Source organism: Candidatus Viadribacter manganicus (assembly GCF_001679665.1).
Taxonomy (GTDB): domain Bacteria; phylum Pseudomonadota; class Alphaproteobacteria; order Caulobacterales; family Aquidulcibacteraceae; genus Vitreimonas; species Vitreimonas manganica.
In genome coordinates this window covers 1016710-1032719 of sequence record NZ_CP013244.1, presented here as the reverse complement: position 1 = coordinate 1032719, position 16010 = coordinate 1016710, and the positions used below count along the sequence as shown (strand labels likewise).

Below are 16010 nucleotides of genomic sequence, written 5' to 3'. Positions count from 1 at the left end.
TGACGCACTTGCGGCAAATGCGGGCCACACCACCTAGGTATTAATCATCCTTACGGTGATGCGCTCCTCCCCCCTTGCGTATCCCGTCATGCAGGCCCGGCGCGACCCTCCCCCCCCAAGGCGCCGAGGCCAAATACAGCGGCCGGCGCTTTCCCAGCGCCGGCCGTTTTTTCTTTTCGCTTGCGATTTTCCGTCTGACAAACTTTGGCGCAACCGCGACCAACCAGGGAAAAGGCGCTGACCTATTACGGTTGTGAGAGGGAAATGGGCCCCGTCAGAGACGAGGGCCGGAAGGAGACGATCCAAATGCGTAAAGTCTTGCTTGCTGCCGCTGGTGCTGCGGTCTTGGCGGCGGGCGCTTGCGGTCTTGCTCAGGCGCAAAATGCTCCCGCGGACGGCGCTCGACACCGCTTTCTCGAAGCCGACGCCAACACTGATGGCGTGCTGACACGCGCCGAGTTTGACGCTGGTCGTGAAGCTGCGTTTGCACGGCTCGATACCGACCATAACGGACAGCTCACGCGTCAGGAGATGCGCGCCGAACGTGCTGAGCGTGGTCCGCGTGGTCGGCGCGGCGATCGGCACGGTGGTCCGCCGCGTCTCGAACGCGCCGACGCAAACAATGACGGCAACATCACGCGTGATGAATTTCTCGCTGGCCCCATTGAAATGTTCAGCCGCATCGACGCGAACCATGACGGTGTGATCCAGGCCTCTGAGCGTCCCGAACGCCCAGAGCGAGGAGAGCGAGGAGAGCGTGGCGAACGGCGCGGTGAACGCCCGGATCGGCCGAACCGCGACGCAGACGGCAACGGCACATTCTCGCGCGCCGAGTTCGCGGCGATGGGGGCTCATATGTTTGAGCGTCTCGACGCGAACAATGACGGCCGCGTGACGCAGGAAGAAGCGCAGGCAGCGCGCGGCCATCACCGCCGCGGCCGCGACTAACCGGAACGTGAGGTGGTCAGACTGAGTTTAGCCTGGCCGCCTCACATCGCCGGGATACGTCAATTGGGGTGTCCGCTGGGCGCGGAGGCTCGTGCCTCGATACGCTGCCTCGCCATGTGAGGATGTGAGATGGGACTGACGGCCATGAAGGAACGCGTGCAGAGCACGGCGTCCGGGCTCTGGGCTAAGCGCCCAGGGTTTTTGCGCGGCCGCAATCTCTTCATTGCCGGTGGCGCGTTAGGCGCGGTTCTGATTGGCTGGTCCGTGTTCGGTCCGAAGGATGACGCCGAGCCCTATCGCACAGCAGCGCTAGACCGCGGCGCGATTACGCGCGTTGTAAGTGCGACCGGCACGCTGCAGCCATTGGTGTCAGCAAATGTAGGTGCTACTGTCTCGGGCCCTGTGCAGAGCGTTTCGGTGGACTTCAATTCGCAAGTCCGCGCCGGGCAAGAGCTCGCGCGCCTTGATCCGACGCCATTCCAGCAACGCATCGTTCAGGCGCAAGCTCAACTCGCGCAAGCACAAGCGCAGGCTGCGGTCGCGAACTCTGATTACCAACGTTACCAATTGCTGCAGCAGCGCGGCTTTGCGTCCGAGCAGCTCATGTCGCAGCAACGCGCCGCGCGTGACACGGCGCGCGCGGCGGTCGCTTCTGCATCTGCGCAAGTTGCAACAGCGCGGACGGATTTGGAGCGTAGCATCATTCGCTCGCCCATAGATGGCGTCGTCGTTGATCGGCAAGTCAATGTCGGTCAGCCGGTCGCGTCGAGTTTGCAAGCCGCCACCCTGTTCACGATTGCGCAGGATCTCTCGCGCTTGCAGGCGAACATCACGGTCGACGAAGCCGACATCGGCGAAGTGCAAGAAGGGCAGGCGGTGCAATTTACCGTCGATGCTTTCCCGGATCGTGAGTTTGAAGGCCGTGTGAGCCAAGTGCGTCAGCAGGGCGTCGCGGAATCCGGCGTTGTCAGTTACACAGTGGTTGTCGAAGCCGATAACCCTGGCCGAATTTTGTTGCCGGGCATGACGGCGAATGCAGAGATCGTGCTCGAGCAGCGCGAAAACGTGCTCCGGTTGCCGAACACGGCATTGCGCTTCCGTCCCGCCGATCCTGAGCTTGTAGCTCAAGCCCAAGCGCTGGTCGGTAACGGTGGCCGGCGCGGCGCGTCTGGTGAAGCCCAGGCGCAAACGCGCGGCGACGGCGCACAGCGCGGCGGCCAGCGCGGGCGCGGCGTCGCGCAAATTGCAGAATCGCTGCAGCTCGATGAACAACAACGCGCGGCCGCGCAGGCGGCGTTTGAAAATGCGATGGCGTCAACCCCCCGCGGTCAGGGCGGCGGCGATCGGCGCGGCGCCATGCGGCGTGTGCGTGAGCAAGTTATTGCTGCGATTGAACCCTCGCTGACTGCGGCGCAGCGCGAGTTGTTGACGCAAATGCGCGCTGGCAACGGCCCGCGCCAAGAGGTTCGCAACCAGGCGGTCGTCTGGGTGCTGCGCAACAACAGGCCGACGCCGGTGCAGGTCGAGACCGGGGTTGGCGACAACGGCTTCACGCTCATTCATTCCGGCCTCAACGAAGGCGATGAAGTCATCATCGGTGGCGGTCCTCAGGCAGAGACCGGCAATCAAGGCGGCCCGTTCGGCGGCGGCGGACGTGGGGCGGGCGGCGGCGTTCGCATCCGGGGCGCGTGATGACGACGCTGATCGAAGCGACGAATTTATTGAAGCTCTATCGCATGGGCGAGGAAACCGTGCGCGCGCTTGACGGGGTAAGCTTCAATATCCCGCGCGGTGAGTATTGCGCCATTGTCGGCCCGTCGGGATCGGGCAAATCGACGTTGATGAACATTCTCGGCGGACTTGACACGCCTAGCGGTGGACGCATCACGATTGCCGGAAACGACATTGGCAAGATGAGCGATGACGACCTTGCCGTGTTTCGCAACCAGACGATCGGTTTCGTATTTCAGAGCTTCAACCTGCTGCCACGCTTAACCGCCTGGGAGAACGTGGAGCTGCCCATGATATACGGCGGTGTGTTGCCGAAGGAGCGCAGGGAGCGGGCGGCGGAATTACTTGAACGTGTAGGGCTGGGCCAGCGCATGGGCCATAAGCCCACCCAGCTTTCGGGCGGCCAACAACAGCGCGTGGCCATCGCGCGTGCATTGGCGGGACGTCCCGCATTGTTGCTAGCCGACGAACCGACCGGGGCGCTCGACACCAACACTGGCATCGAAATTCTGGCGCTGTTCAATCAGCTCAACCAAGAGGGCGCGACGGTGGTGCTCGTCACCCACGATCACGACGTTGCGCGCGCCACCAAACGCACCATCGAGATGCGCGACGGCCACATTGTTTCGGATCATTTGAACGATCGGGATGCACGCCATGATGCGCACGTCTGATCTTGTTGCGAGCGCCGGTCGCGCACTGCGCGCCAATCCAATGCGTTCGGCGCTTACGGCGCTGGGCGTCATCATTGGCGTTGCCTCGGTTGTGGCGATGGTTGCCCTCGGCTCGGGCGCGCAAACCCAAGTAGAGCGTTCGATTGCGAGCCTGGGTTCGAACCTGCTCATTGTCGTGCCCGGCGCAATGCGCGGTGGCGGCGGCGTACGCGGGCAAGCGGGTGCTGGCGGCGGATGGGATTCGCTGACGATAAATGACGCCGAAGCGATCGCGCAGTTGGAAAACGTCGCTGTAGTAGCGCCCTCGCAGCGAGCGCGTGCGCAGGTTATCGCCAATGGTCTGAACTGGAACCCGGAAGTAAATGGCGTCACGCCCGATTTTCTCAGCGCGCGAGATTGGGAGATCGCCCAGGGGCGCATGTTTGACGAAACCGAAGAGCGCCAGGCGCGTCGCATCGTCGTGCTCGGCAACACCGTGGCCGAGAATCTCTTTCCGAACATGGATCCAGTCGGTCAGACGGTGCGCATGAATGGCGGCGCCTATGAAGTCATCGGTATTCTTGAGTCCAAAGGGCAATCGGGCTTCCAAGATCAGGACGACATCGTGCTGGCGCCGCTGACAACCGTGAAGCGCCGCATCGCGGGCCGGCGCGGGCGCGGCGACACTGTGAGTCAGATCTCGGTGAAGGCCGAGAGTGAGGAGGTGTTGAACCGCCTTCAGGAGGACGTCGAAAATCTGCTTCGTCAGCGCCACCGCACGCGCGAGGGCGAAGACGATTTCACGGTTCAGAACTTGAGCTCCATTAGCGAGACGATGGCTCAAACCACTGGCGTGTTCACTGCCCTTTTGGGGGGAATTTCCGCTGTTTCCCTCCTCGTAGGTGGTATTGGCATCATGAACATCATGCTGGTGAGTGTCACAGAACGGACACGCGAAATCGGTCTCCGCAAAGCCTTGGGCGCGCGGCAGTCAGATATTCTTAATCAGTTTGGCTTGGAGGCCGTCACCCTTTCCGTCGCGGGAGGGATTATCGGGTTAGTTATTGGCGTTGCTGGCGCTTGGGGAATGACAACACTATTTAACCTACCATTGGTGGTGTCGCCTTTAAATGCTGGGTTGGCGATCGCCTTTTCAGGTTTGGTCGGGGTCGTGTTTGGCGCGTATCCCGCATGGCGCGCAGCGAAACTCGATCCGATCGAGGCGTTGCGGCGGGAATGAGGAAGAAGTCCTTGATGCGTACGTTGATCGTTTCACTCGCCGCGCTGAGCGCCGCCATAGGAACCGCGCAGGCGGATACGCTCGCGGAGGCCATGACCGCCGCCCAGGAATCGAACCCAACGCTCGCGGCGCAACGTCAGCGTTTGCGCGCGACCCGTGAGGCGCTGCCGCAGGCGCTCTCCGCAGCGTTGCCGCAAATTTCTATCTCAGGGTTGGCCAGCGCCAGTGACCGGGATTCCGACAATCCTTTGCTTGAAGGTGATCGCACGGAGACCTGGTCGAGCTCCGCCAACATTTCTCAACTTTTGTTCGGCTCTGGCCGCGTGCTTGCATCGACGCGCGCCGCGCGCGCTCAGATCGCAGGTGCAACGGCAGACTATGAGGGCGCGCGCCAGCAATTGCTGCTCGATGTGACGTCCGCTTACGCCAATGTGCGTCAAGCGCAGGCCGTGGTGGCCGCGCGCCAAACAAACGTCTCCAATCTCCAGCAATTGTATGAGTACGCACAGGCGCAGTTCGAAGCTGGCGTCGTGACGCGCACGGACGAGGCGCAAGCCCAAGCGCGCTTTGCACAAGCGCGTACGCAATTGGTGCAGGCGCAGGGTGCAATGGCGGCGGCAGTGGAAGCCTATCGCCGCTTGGTTGGTCATCCGCCATCAGATCTCCAGGCGCCGCCGGCAGCGGCGGGCTTGCCGATGGATCTCGAAAGCGCGCTTTCGACTGCCGTCGATAACAGCCCGACCTTGATCAGCGCACAGGCTGACACGCGTCTTGCTGACGCGAACGTTGATGCAGCCGCAGCGCAGGGCCGACTGAACGTAACGGCCGAGGCTGGCTATTCGCTCGGCGCCGATTTCAACGACGATACGTCGGAAAGTTCGAATGATACGGTAGGCGTGCGCCTTTCGGTGCCGCTGTTCCAGGGCGGCGCCATCCGTTCGCGCACCCGCCAACAACGCGCGCTTCGCTCCGCTTCGAATCTCGACCTCGCCGCGATACAGCGTTCGGTGCAGGAAGTGGTCACCAACTCCTGGACTGGCCTCGCGAGTGCACGATCCGCCGTGCAATCGGCGCGCGAGCAAGTCGACGCTGCAGCGCTCGCCTATGAGGGCGTGCGCCTGGAGCAGGAGACGGGCCTCCGATCCACTGTCGAAGTGCTCGACCAGGTGGCGGACTTGCTCACGGCTCAAATCGCGTTGGCGCAGGCTGAGCGTGACCTCGTCGTGGCGGAGCGGCAATTGCTGGCCGCCGTCGGCACGCTCGACATCCCGGCGGGCTCAGGCGGCCTGATTGAGGACAATGACGAGCTTCGCGGCCGCTGATCGCGGCTCGTTGCTTCGATTAAGCCCCAGAAAACGTGCGTCCCCAGCGGTTGGATGTTAGAGCCGCGCCTATGATGTCGTTCTTCTCTGTGCGCTGGCTCAGCGCTCTTGCGCTACTCGTTGCGTTGTTTCTCGCCATTATGTTTGCGGGTGTGGCGTTGACGCCAGACGGAGTGCGCACGCGCAACGCCGCCGATCAGTTTGACGCACGCGCGGCGCGGGAGCGCTTGGTGCGGATGCTGGGCGAGGAGACCCCACATCCAGTTGATAGCGCCGCTCAGGATGTGGTGCGCGAGAATTTGCTGCGTGAGATCGAAGCACTCGGCTTTCAGCCGGAGATGCGCGATGCGTTTTCCTGCAGACCGCAGCCGCGCGGCCCCCTGGTCGATTGCGCGCGTGTTCGCAATATCGTGTTCAGCGTGGGCCCAACGTCGGGGCCATCCGTGCTTGCAGCCGCGCACTATGACTCGGTGCCAGCCGCCCCGGGCGCCAGCGATGATGGACTCGGGCTTTCCGTTTGGCTCGAAGTCGCGCGCATTCTTCGCAGTGAAAATCTTACCCGCCGCGTGATCTTCTTGTTTAGCGATGGCGAGGAGCCTGGGCTGCTCGGCGCTTTTGATTTTGCGAACAACGATCCGCTGATGGCCTCGGTGGAGTCGCTGGTCAATTTGGAAGCGCGCGGTTCGCGCGGCCCGGCGGTGTTCTTCGAGTCCAATCAGCCCAACGCAGACGCTGTTTCCGTATATGGCGCTGCGCCGCGCCCAATCGCGAATTCAGTCATGGCTGATGTCTACGCACTATTGTCCAACTCAAGCGACGTCACCGCGATGACGCGACCGGGGCTCGATATCGTCAACGTGGCCATATTGGATGGTCTTGAAGATTATCACACGCCTCAAGACAATATTGCCTCGCAGGATCTAGGGAGCGTGCAGCACATCGGCGATGTCGCACTCGCGGTAACGCGGCGCTTCGCGCAACAGGCGGACGCGGATGTTGCGCAGACCATGGTCTATACCGACATCGCATCGCGCGTGTTCGTCTCGGCGCCGAGTTGGCTTGGGCAGGTGGTTCTAGGGTTCTGCGCGCTCGTCATCGCCTTGGTGTTTTGGCGAACTGGAGCGCAGGGGCGCTGGACTGCTCTGGCTGCTCCGCCGCTCGCCGTGGCATTCGCCGGCGGATCGTCGTTCCTGGCAGACTTGGGTCTCGATGCGTTGCGTCCAGGCGCGGACTATGGCTTCGCATTTCCTGAGCCCACGCGTGCTTGGGTTGTGCTTCTCGCGATGTTCGCCGGTGTGCTGGGGCTGATGGCGCTCCGCGGTGGTCGTAGCGGGGCGCAAACCGGCGCGGCGGCGATGTTGTGGTTCGTGATTATCGGCGGGGCGTTGTCGCTTCTATTGAATGGCATCTCTATTCTCTTTGCGTTGCCGGCTTTGGTCTTCACCGGCGCCGTATTGCTGGGGTTAGTTTGGAAGCCAGCCCAACAGGTGGGCCTTTGGTTGGCCCTGCTTGCCGTCATCATCATCTGGGCCCCGATGCTTCACTTGATTGAGTTGGCGCTTGGCTTCCAGATGCCGTTTGCGCTCACACTGATTTCAGCCTTCATGCTGTTGCCGTGTCTTGGTTTGATCGCAAGCTTGCGCGGTGAGGGGCGATGGCGTGAGTTGGTGACGATCGTCGGGCTTGGCGTGATCGTGAGCATCGCGATGTCAGCGCTTGTGCCGAGCATGTCCCAAGCGCGGCCTCGCCCGCTCAACATCACTTATTTTCTAAACACGATTGACGGCGAAGCCCGCATCCTTGCGGGCTCTGCCGAGCGTGCGCTCCCTAAAAGCCTCGCGGGGATATTCGAGCCGGAAATGATATTGCCTGGCGATCGCGTCGCGACGTGGGCCATGCCGGCGCCAACCGAGAACATCACGCCGCCTGCGCTTCAGGACGTTATGGTCACCTCAGAGGGTGGGGAACGCATTATTCGTGCACGCTTGGTGATGAACGGCGCCTATCGCGTGATCTTGCGTCTGCCTTTGGCGGCCCAGCCGTTGCGCGTGCGGGTGAACGGCGTTCTCACTGATTTTGCAGACACAGGCGGCGAGGGTGGTGCGTATATGAATGTTGCCTGCCAGGGGCGCGCATGTGACGGCGCGATGATCGAGGTCGCCCTTGCTCGTGAAGAACCGCAAGATTGGTACGCCATTGGACAATTTCCCGGGCGCACCATGGCTGCGGCCGAAGCGCTAGGCGCGCGACGCGGTCCCACGGCGACGCCAATCCAAATGGGTGACGGCGTAACGACGTTGTCGAGATTCAGGCTAGAATAGCTGGAGCGGGCGGCGGGAATCGAACCCGCACGAGAAGCTTGGGAAGCTTCCAGGCTACCACTACATCACGCCCGCATTGGTGAGAGCGATATCCGAAAGCGCCGATCTTGCAAGGGCAAGGCGCCGGCATGCGGTAGATTCATTCCGCATCGATCAGTAGCGTTTGACCCAGCGAAGGCTTTAGGCAAGCATGCCAACGATCGAAGACGGCAGCATCAACACCACTGCCGTAGCGCCGCTCGGGGGACCAGCCCGCGTCGCCATCATCGACACCGGCGCCGACACCGTCATCCGCATCGATGATACCTACTTCATCACCCTCAAAAACGTCTCCGGCGACGGCGACAACGTCATCACCCAAGCCGACTTTGTCTTTGGGCCGTAAGCGCGGCCGCCCGCGCGCTGGTGACGCACGCGCGAGCGTGCGCGGGTGTGGAAGTACGCCCGCGCACGCCCTAGATTGGCGCCAAAGGAGCTCCGCTTCATGGCCGAGATTGCACAAGACGCACTGCGCAAGTTCGTGGACGAGATTTGGAATGCTGAGATCGTTCCGTCGCTGACGACCTATATCGCCATTCCGAACAAATCGCCGTCGTTCGAGCCGGAGTGGGAAGCAAAGGGCCACATGGAGAAAGCCGTCGAATTGTTCGTCGGCTGGGCGCAGAAGAAAATCCAAGAACTGCCTGGCGCGACGTTGAGCGTCGAGCGTTTGCCGGGCCGGACGCCGCTGATCTTCATCGATGTCCCAGGCGCCACCAAGAGCGCCGACACTGTGATGCTCTACGGCCACCTTGATAAGCAGCCGGAGATGATAGGCTGGGCCGAAGGCAAGGGTCCATGGATCCCGGTGCTGGAGGGCGACAAACTCTACGGCCGCGGTGGTGCTGATGATGGTTACGCGATGTTCGGCGCACTCTCGGCGCTGCTGGCGCTGAACGCGCAGAACGTCGCGCACAAGCGCGCTGTGATCGTGATCGAGGCCAGCGAAGAAAGCGGATCGCCGGATCTGCCATTCTATATGGATGCGCTGGCCGAGCGCATCGGCAAGGTCTCGCTTGTGGTCTGCCTCGATAGCGGCTGCGGCGACTACGAGCGCCTTTGGCTGACGACATCGCTGCGCGGCATGGTTGGCGGCACGCTCCGTGTCGATGTCCTGGAAGAGGGCGTTCACTCAGGCGACGCCTCGGGTGTGGTGCCATCCAGCTTCCGCATTGCGCGGCAATTGTTAGAGCGTATCGAAAACATCGAAACCGGTGAGATCGCTGGCGCCGAGTTCAACGTCGACATTCCTGCGGATCGACAAAAGCAAGCCAAAGTGGCCTCGGACGCACTGGGCAAGGAAGTCTACGCGAAGTTTCCGTTCGTCGATGGCATGAAACCAGCAGGCAAAGAGGGCGACCAACTCGTTCTCAATCGCACCTGGCGGCCGGCGCTCTCCGTGACGGGCTTCGGCGGCGCGCCGCTGCCACGTGACGCCGGCAACGTTTTGCGTCCTTTCACAGAGCTCAAGCTTTCGCTGCGCGTGCCGCCCACGGCCGACGCCAAGAAAGCTAGCGCCAAGCTGAAACAGATACTCGAACGCGATCCACCTTATGGCGCTCGCGTGTCGTATGACGGCGAAAAGGAAGGCTCAGGTTGGAATGCGCCCGCCACTGCGCCGTGGCTCGAAGCTGCGCTTGAGGATGCTTCGCACGCCGCTTGGGGAAAGCCGATGGCGATGATGGGCGAGGGTGGCTCGATCCCGTTCATGGGGATGCTCGGGGAAAAATTTCCCGAAGCCCAGTTCGTGGTGACCGGCGTTCTAGGCCCGCACTCCAATGCACACGGGCCGAACGAGTTTCTGCATATCCCAACCGGCAAGCGCGTGACCGAGACGGTAGCGCGCGTCCTGGCTGCCCACGCTCAGAACTAACCGGCAGCTTTCTGGACGGCGGGCGCGACGGCCAGTGGTGCGGGGCGCTTGCGTGCATAGCGCATCACTGTTGCCGCGAGCATGTCACGGTCGGCCGGCTTTACGATGTGTTCGGCGGCGCCGAGGGCAAGCGCATGCGCGCGATCCTCATTGACCGAGAGCACAACAACCGGAATGTCCTGTGTCTTGGGGTCGTGCTTTAGGCTTTGGAGCACGCGCCAGCCTGAGCGATCCGGCAGGAAGATGTCGAGCAGCACCAGGGCAGGCGCTTGCGCGCGGGCAAGAGCGAGGCCAGCTTCGCCGCCTCCGACGCCCTGAACCGCAAACCCCGCCCGCGTGAGTGCGCGCGCGGCAAGTTCGCGCGCATCAGCCTCGTCTTCGATGACGATAACGAGCGGCGCGCCTTCATTGCCCTGCAGATCATCGATCTTTGCAGCAGCGCCGAGTGCCGTCGCGGCGTCGGCCAGGTTGATCGGCACGTGCATCGTGAATGCAGAGCCTTCACCCAGGACGCTCTTCACGGTGACATCGCCGCCAAGCAATTGGCAGAGGCGGCGTGTGATGGTGAGTCCGAGACCTGTTCCGCCATATTGTTGTGTGATCGATGGATCCGCTTGCACGAAGGGCTGAAAGAGACGCGAAACGTGCTCTTTCGACATGCCAATTCCGGTGTCGCGCACGGTGACGAAGAGTTGCTCCACCCCGTTGCACCGCTTGCGATCGAATTCGACATCGATCTTGCCGTCCTTGGTGAACTTTGCGGCGTTCGAGAGCAGATTCAGAACGCATTGCTGAAGCTTCATCGAGTCAGTGCTGATTTTCGCACCAAGCAAGGTCCCGTTGAGGCGGATTTCGTTGCCGTTTGCAACGGCGATGGGGCGAACCGTCTCAACAATGACGTCCAACATCTCACTGGGATCGAATAGCGACGCCACAGCTTCCATGCGGCCAGCTTCGATCTTCGAGAGATCCAGAATCTCACCGATCAGTGAGAGCAGATGCTTCGCTGCCGTTAGAATGCGATTGAGATCTTGGACAGCGGCGGTGTCGCCATTGTCCTCCGCGTCCTCCTGCAGCATCTCGGCGTATCCGATGATGGCATTGAGGGGCGTGCGCAATTCGTGGCTCATGTTGGCCAAGAACTGAGATTTGGCGAGGTTCGCCGCGTCGGCCTCATGGCGCGCATGCGCAAGATCGTCGACGCCTCGCCCGATTGCTTCGCCGCGTTCCACTAATGCCCGTAAGATTGCCGCCAAAGCGGCTGGCGTGGCGCCGAGATCGGTTTCTGCAGCGGCGGAAAGTTCGTTGTTCAGCGTTCGCAACGCCTCGGCTTGGTTTGTGAGCGCGGCCTGGGCGGTGGCCAAGATTGTCGGGGCGGTGTCTCCGGATCCTGTGATTGCGTTAGCGCTACGGGTAATGCACGTCACGCGCGTTGGGACGCCATCCGGCGTCGTGCGGACAAAGCCTTGATGGCGCAGGCGCACGCGCGAGCCGTCCGCTCGGACGGCTTCGTGCTCAAGCGCGATGCAGCGAACCGCACCGGGTTCTGGTGCGAACGCGGCGTTGACGAGTGCGCGATCTTGCGGCGGCGCAAAAAATGTGCGCTCTACGATGTCGGCGTAGCTAACGGGCCGGCCGACGAGAGCGCCAAGACGGCGCGCGCCAGTGACGCTCTGACGCTCGAAATCGATCTCCCAGCTCGCGGCGGCGTCGTCGCCAAAGCTCATATTGAGCTGGCGTACCCATTCGGCGTCCTGCATGCGTGCGTGGCCGGCGCGATGCGCTTGGTACATCGCTGCAAAGAACACGTAGGCGATTGCAGCACCCGTCATTGCGATCGCCGCAAACGTCGCCAGAGAGCCGCTTTCTATGAGGATCGTCAAACCAAGCACGGCATACGGCGCGCACGCAATAAGCGCGTGCATGCGCCCGCGTTTCGCGTTGAAAGCGGTGTGTGCGGCCAGTGCGACGATCATCGTTGCGGCAATAGCGCCGCTCAGCGCCGCGCCGGAATACCACGCGATCGCGGGTGCGACGGCGAGGCTTGCGCTCGAGGCGATATCAAGCGCGAGAGAGGCGGCAGCAGATTGTGCAGGCGAGAGCGGTTTTAGGTGTTTGCCAAGCGAGGTGCGTGAGGCGTCCACCAGCAACGCAAGGCCAAGCCAAATCGCGCCGAGCGCAAGGCCCGCTACCGTTGCTAAGGCGGCGCCGATCAACCCATAGAGATAGAAGCGTGCTCGCCCGCTCGAAAAGACTTCGGCCGCAGCGCGTTCGATCGTCTGATGGTTGATGAAGTATTGCACCGCCCGCCCCGATGGCTAATTTCACGGTAACGCTATCCCAGCTCTGTAAAGCAAGCGTTCGCGTGGCGATGATTTCGTGCTGTTTTGAAACGAAGTTTGCGCGATGTGTGGATGAGACATGAACGAGTTATTGCGCGCTGCGCTTGAAGGTAAGAGGTCATGAACTTTCGCTCTGACAACACAGCGCCGGCAGCTCCAGAGATTATCGCAGCACTAACACGTGTGAACGAAGGCGCAGCATCCGCTTACGGCGAGGATCAATGGTCCAAGCTGTTGGACGAGAAATTCAGTGCACTATTCGAGCGTGATGTACGCGTCTTCACTGTCGCCAGCGGCACGGCGGCGAACGCGATCTCTGTTGCGAGCCTAACGGCGCCGTGGGGCGCTGTGCTGTGCCATCGCGAATCCCACATCGAGTGTGATGAGTGTGGGGCAACTGAATTTTATTCGGGCGGCGCGAAGCTCGTTCTCATCGATGGTGATGGGGCAAAGGTTTCGCCTGAAGCGCTAAGCGAAGCTATTTCAAGAAACGATCGCGGCGTTCATTCGGTGAAGCCGTTCGCAGTTTCTGTCTCGCAAGCGACGGAGCGTGGCGCTGTCTATCAGCCCTCTGAGATTGCCGCGCTAGGGAAGGTCGCAAAGGATGCGGGGCTTGGCGTGCACATGGATGGCGCGCGTTTTGGCAACGCCGTCGCTGCGCTCGGGTGCAGACCGGCGGATGTCACTTGGCGCGCGGGCGTAGATTTGCTCTCGTTTGGCGCCACCAAGAATGGCGCCATCACAGCGGAGGCGATCGTATGCTTCGATCCGGCGCGCGCGGAGGAGATCGCTCGCCGCCGCAAGCGCAGCGGTCACCTGCTTTCGAAAGGCCGCTTCGTTGCCGCGCAATTGTTGGCCTATTTGGAAGATGACCTTTGGCTGCGCCTGGCGCGTCGATCGAATGCGCTTGCCGCGCAATTGGCGCACGCCGCGTCTTCTTATCTCTCGCATCCTGCTGAAACGAACCAGATATTCATCAAGCCCGGCGCGGCGGCGTTGGAGAGGCTGCGCGCCGCCGGAGCCGAGTTTTACGATTGGGGAGCGGCGGGCTCTGGAGAGGCGCGCCTCGTGGTTTCGTGGGACCAAGGCGAGCGCGATATCGAAGCTATGCGCGGTCAGCTCGCATCGCTTCGATAGTTGGCGTCACCAAGTGGCGTAGGTGATCGTCATCTCAATGGGTCGCGAGAACCGGTTCACGCCATCGACGTGAAACTGTCCAATTCGCCCCTCGTTTGTTCGATAGCAAAACCAGCCGCCGGTTGTTGTCTCTATGCGCGTTCGGGTGCTCGTCAGCGTCGCGGAGGTGCAACCCGAATAACCGGGTTCGCTGCCACCCACGGCGGCTATGCGTGCACCTCGGCGTGGCGTGAAATAGGTCTCGCCATCGCGGATGACCTCGTACCAGAATTGGGATGTCGTGCGTGGAGCCTCGGCGCCTGCATCGAGATCGAAATCATAAGTTCCGCGCACGCTGAACGTGCCTGAGGCGTACACTTCTGAAGTCGGCGTTGGCGCCGGTTCAGATGCCGGTCCGCATTCGAAGCCTCCGCTTCGCGCGCTGCAGATTTGTGATGCTGGAATTTCGCGCAGAACCGTTGCGGCCTCGCCGTAGACGCAAGCCATCGTCTGCTGTCCGCCAATGTTCATGACGCGCGTCTCGGTGAGGCGACTGCGTACTGGTGTCGTGTACCAGCCGCTGGGCAGCGAGTTCGTGATGCCGCGTTGCACGGTCGTGATTGGACAATTGACGGCTTGCGCCGCCGCTGGCGTTTGTCCGCACAGAAACATCGAAATCGCGGCGGCTATGGCGCCCAACAAAATGCGCATGACGTCCATCCCCGGATCAAGCGCGCCCTCGCGCCTCTGATCTGGGCGCTGAAACATGGCTCTTCAGTGGCGCTTGGAAAGAATAGGGGCGTCGTGCCGAAACGCCATGTTTGGTTTTCGACCAATAGTGCGGCCTGAGGATAAGCTCAGCCGGCGCACGGTACGCCGCCAGTGAGGCCAGCGGCCAATAGAACGGCATGGTGAGCGCCGCGCGCGCGTGGCTCAGCCAACCGGAGAGCGCCCATGAGGACCAGCCGGGTCTGCAGGTGGCCTACCGGCGCTTCTTCCTAGTCGGCGGGCCCCCATCGCCCACACTGAGCGGGCGCAAGTGATTACTCACAACCGCCCTTGGGCTGTGTAGAGGACTTTTGCAACCGACGCATGTTTGAAAATTCGCAACTACGCGGAAGCGCTGGCCTTCTTCTGGGTCTCGTCACCGTCCGAAAGAGCCTCGGCAACGCGGAACAAGAGGGGATTGAGCGCGATCGAGATGAGCGCGCTGGCAAGGATGAGATTGTACGTCTCATTCGAGAGCAACCCGAGCGACACCCCCATGCCGGCGAGCACGAATGAAAACTCGCCGATCTGCGCCAGCGACGCCGCGATCGTCATCCCAGTGCGCATTGGCAGTTTGTAGAGCGCTGTGATCGCCAATGCCGCGCCGGTCTTGCCGACGACGATGATAGCCACGACGGCCACAACACCGATTGGCTCGCGCACCAATGTCATCGGGTCGAACAGCATGCCCACAGACACAAAGAACAGCACTGCGAACGTATCGCGTAGCGGCAAGGACTCTTCGGCGATGCGGTGGGTGAACTTTGTGCCGTTGAGTACGACGCCTGCGAGAAATGCGCCGAGCGCAAACGATGCATCAAAGAGCTCGTAGGCGACCCAGGCAATGCCAAGCGCAAGCGTCAGCGTTCCAAGTGAAAGCAGCTCGCGTGATTTCAGGTGCGCGATCTGAACGATGAGCCAGGGAAACACGCGCCTGCCGACGAACAACATCAGCGCGACGAAGATGCCAATCTTCCCAATCGTCAGAGCGAGGGCGGTGATGGTCGCCATCGGCGTCGCCGCGCCCGTGCCGTTTGCGGCGCCTGCCAAGGCGGGCAATAGCACGATGCCAAGCACGATCGCGATATCTTCGATGACGAGCCAGCCCACGCAGATGCGGCCGTTCTCAGTTTTGACTAGGCTTCTCTCTTCCAGGGCCCGAAGCAGCACCACGGTGCTCGCGACCGAGAGCGAAAATCCAAGCATGAGTGCTTCGGCCGCGTCCATTCCCAGCAACGCCCCGACGCCGTAGCCAAGCAGCGTTGCCGCAGTCATTTGCACTAGGGCGCCCGGTATCGCGACGCCCCGCACCGCCCAAAGATCAGCGAGGGAAAACTTCAGCCCGACGCCGAACATCAGCAAAATGACGCCGATCTCCGCGAACTGCATCGCAAGCCCGGCATCGCCGACAAATCCCGGCGTATATGGGCCGACAGCCACACCGGCAATGAGGTATCCGACCAGCGGCGAGATGCGCAGTTTTTGTGCTAGCGCTCCGAAGAAGAAGGCGAGCGCGATGGCAAAGACGAGGTTGACGATCAGGGCGTGATTTTCCAGTGGGGCCTCGCAAAATGTTCGCTTCGGCCGCCACTGACCGCGGCGGTCGCCGATTGGCAAATTGATGTAAGATGGGCAATCGAAAGCATTGGCGCCGCGA

At 61.9% G+C, this 16010-nt stretch carries 12 protein-coding genes and 1 tRNA gene; 9 read left to right on the top strand and 4 right to left on the bottom strand.

Annotated features, from left to right (window positions below; translation table 11 throughout):
* Positions 1–306: 306 nt before the first annotated feature.
* The 6 genes from ATE48_RS05550 to ATE48_RS05525 all read left to right on the top strand — a co-directional run bounded on the left by ATE48_RS05550 (position 307) and on the right by ATE48_RS05525 (position 8215).
* Complete coding sequence (locus tag ATE48_RS05550; protein ID WP_228126804.1) at positions 307–948, top strand: EF-hand domain-containing protein; 642 nt, start codon at positions 307–309, stop codon at positions 946–948.
* 129 nt (positions 949–1077) lie between these two features.
* Positions 1078–2640 (top strand): efflux RND transporter periplasmic adaptor subunit, encoded by a 1563-nt coding sequence (locus tag ATE48_RS05545; protein WP_066768683.1) that lies wholly within the window; start codon positions 1078–1080, stop codon positions 2638–2640.
* Entirely contained in the window at positions 2640–3353 is a 714-nt protein-coding gene (locus ATE48_RS05540) for an ABC transporter ATP-binding protein (RefSeq protein ID WP_066768681.1), read from the top strand. The genes ATE48_RS05545 and ATE48_RS05540 overlap by 1 nt, the downstream gene beginning before the upstream one ends.
* Positions 3337–4572 (top strand): ABC transporter permease, encoded by a 1236-nt coding sequence (locus ATE48_RS05535; RefSeq protein ID WP_156767615.1) that lies wholly within the window; start codon positions 3337–3339, stop codon positions 4570–4572. The genes ATE48_RS05540 and ATE48_RS05535 overlap by 17 nt, the downstream gene beginning before the upstream one ends.
* 14 nt (positions 4573–4586) lie before the next feature.
* A complete protein-coding gene (locus ATE48_RS05530) occupies positions 4587–5894 on the top strand; it encodes a TolC family outer membrane protein (RefSeq protein WP_066768679.1) in 1308 nt (435 codons plus the stop codon).
* A gap of 71 nt (positions 5895–5965) precedes the next feature.
* Complete coding sequence (locus ATE48_RS05525) at positions 5966–8215, top strand: M28 family peptidase (protein WP_066768678.1); 2250 nt, start codon at positions 5966–5968, stop codon at positions 8213–8215.
* Between the two features lies 1 nt (position 8216).
* Here ATE48_RS05525 and ATE48_RS05520 read toward each other — a convergent pair.
* A tRNA-Gly gene (locus tag ATE48_RS05520) sits at positions 8217–8290 on the bottom strand.
* 115 nt (positions 8291–8405) lie between these two features.
* Here ATE48_RS05520 and ATE48_RS05515 point away from each other — a divergent pair.
* Both ATE48_RS05515 and ATE48_RS05510 read left to right on the top strand, forming a co-directional pair.
* A complete protein-coding gene (locus tag ATE48_RS05515; RefSeq protein WP_066768674.1) occupies positions 8406–8600 on the top strand; it encodes a hypothetical protein in 195 nt (64 codons plus the stop codon).
* A 99-nt stretch (positions 8601–8699) separates the two neighbouring features.
* Positions 8700–10127: a M20/M25/M40 family metallo-hydrolase gene (locus tag ATE48_RS05510; protein WP_066768672.1), complete on the top strand. Its 1428-nt coding sequence runs from the start codon at positions 8700–8702 to the stop codon at positions 10125–10127.
* Here ATE48_RS05510 and ATE48_RS05505 read toward each other — a convergent pair.
* Positions 10124–12430, bottom strand: coding sequence for an ATP-binding response regulator (locus ATE48_RS05505; protein ID WP_066768668.1), 2307 nt, complete (start codon positions 12428–12430; stop codon positions 10124–10126). The two genes, ATE48_RS05510 and ATE48_RS05505, sit on opposite strands and share 4 nt — an antisense overlap.
* 159 nt (positions 12431–12589) lie before the next feature.
* Between ATE48_RS05505 and ATE48_RS05500 the strand changes: the two genes are divergently transcribed.
* A complete protein-coding gene (locus ATE48_RS05500) occupies positions 12590–13606 on the top strand; it encodes a threonine aldolase family protein (protein ID WP_066768666.1) in 1017 nt (338 codons plus the stop codon).
* Positions 13607–13612: 6 nt separating this feature from the next.
* Here the strand turns inward: ATE48_RS05500 and ATE48_RS05495 are convergent, their stop codons facing one another.
* Together ATE48_RS05495 and ATE48_RS05490 are read right to left on the bottom strand one after the other, a co-directional pair.
* Entirely contained in the window at positions 13613–14296 is a 684-nt protein-coding gene (locus ATE48_RS05495) for a hypothetical protein (RefSeq protein WP_156767614.1), read from the bottom strand.
* A 399-nt stretch (positions 14297–14695) separates the two neighbouring features.
* Positions 14696–15970 (bottom strand): cation:proton antiporter domain-containing protein, encoded by a 1275-nt coding sequence (locus ATE48_RS05490; protein WP_066768656.1) that lies wholly within the window; start codon positions 15968–15970, stop codon positions 14696–14698.
* Positions 15971–16010: the final 40 nt, after the last annotated feature.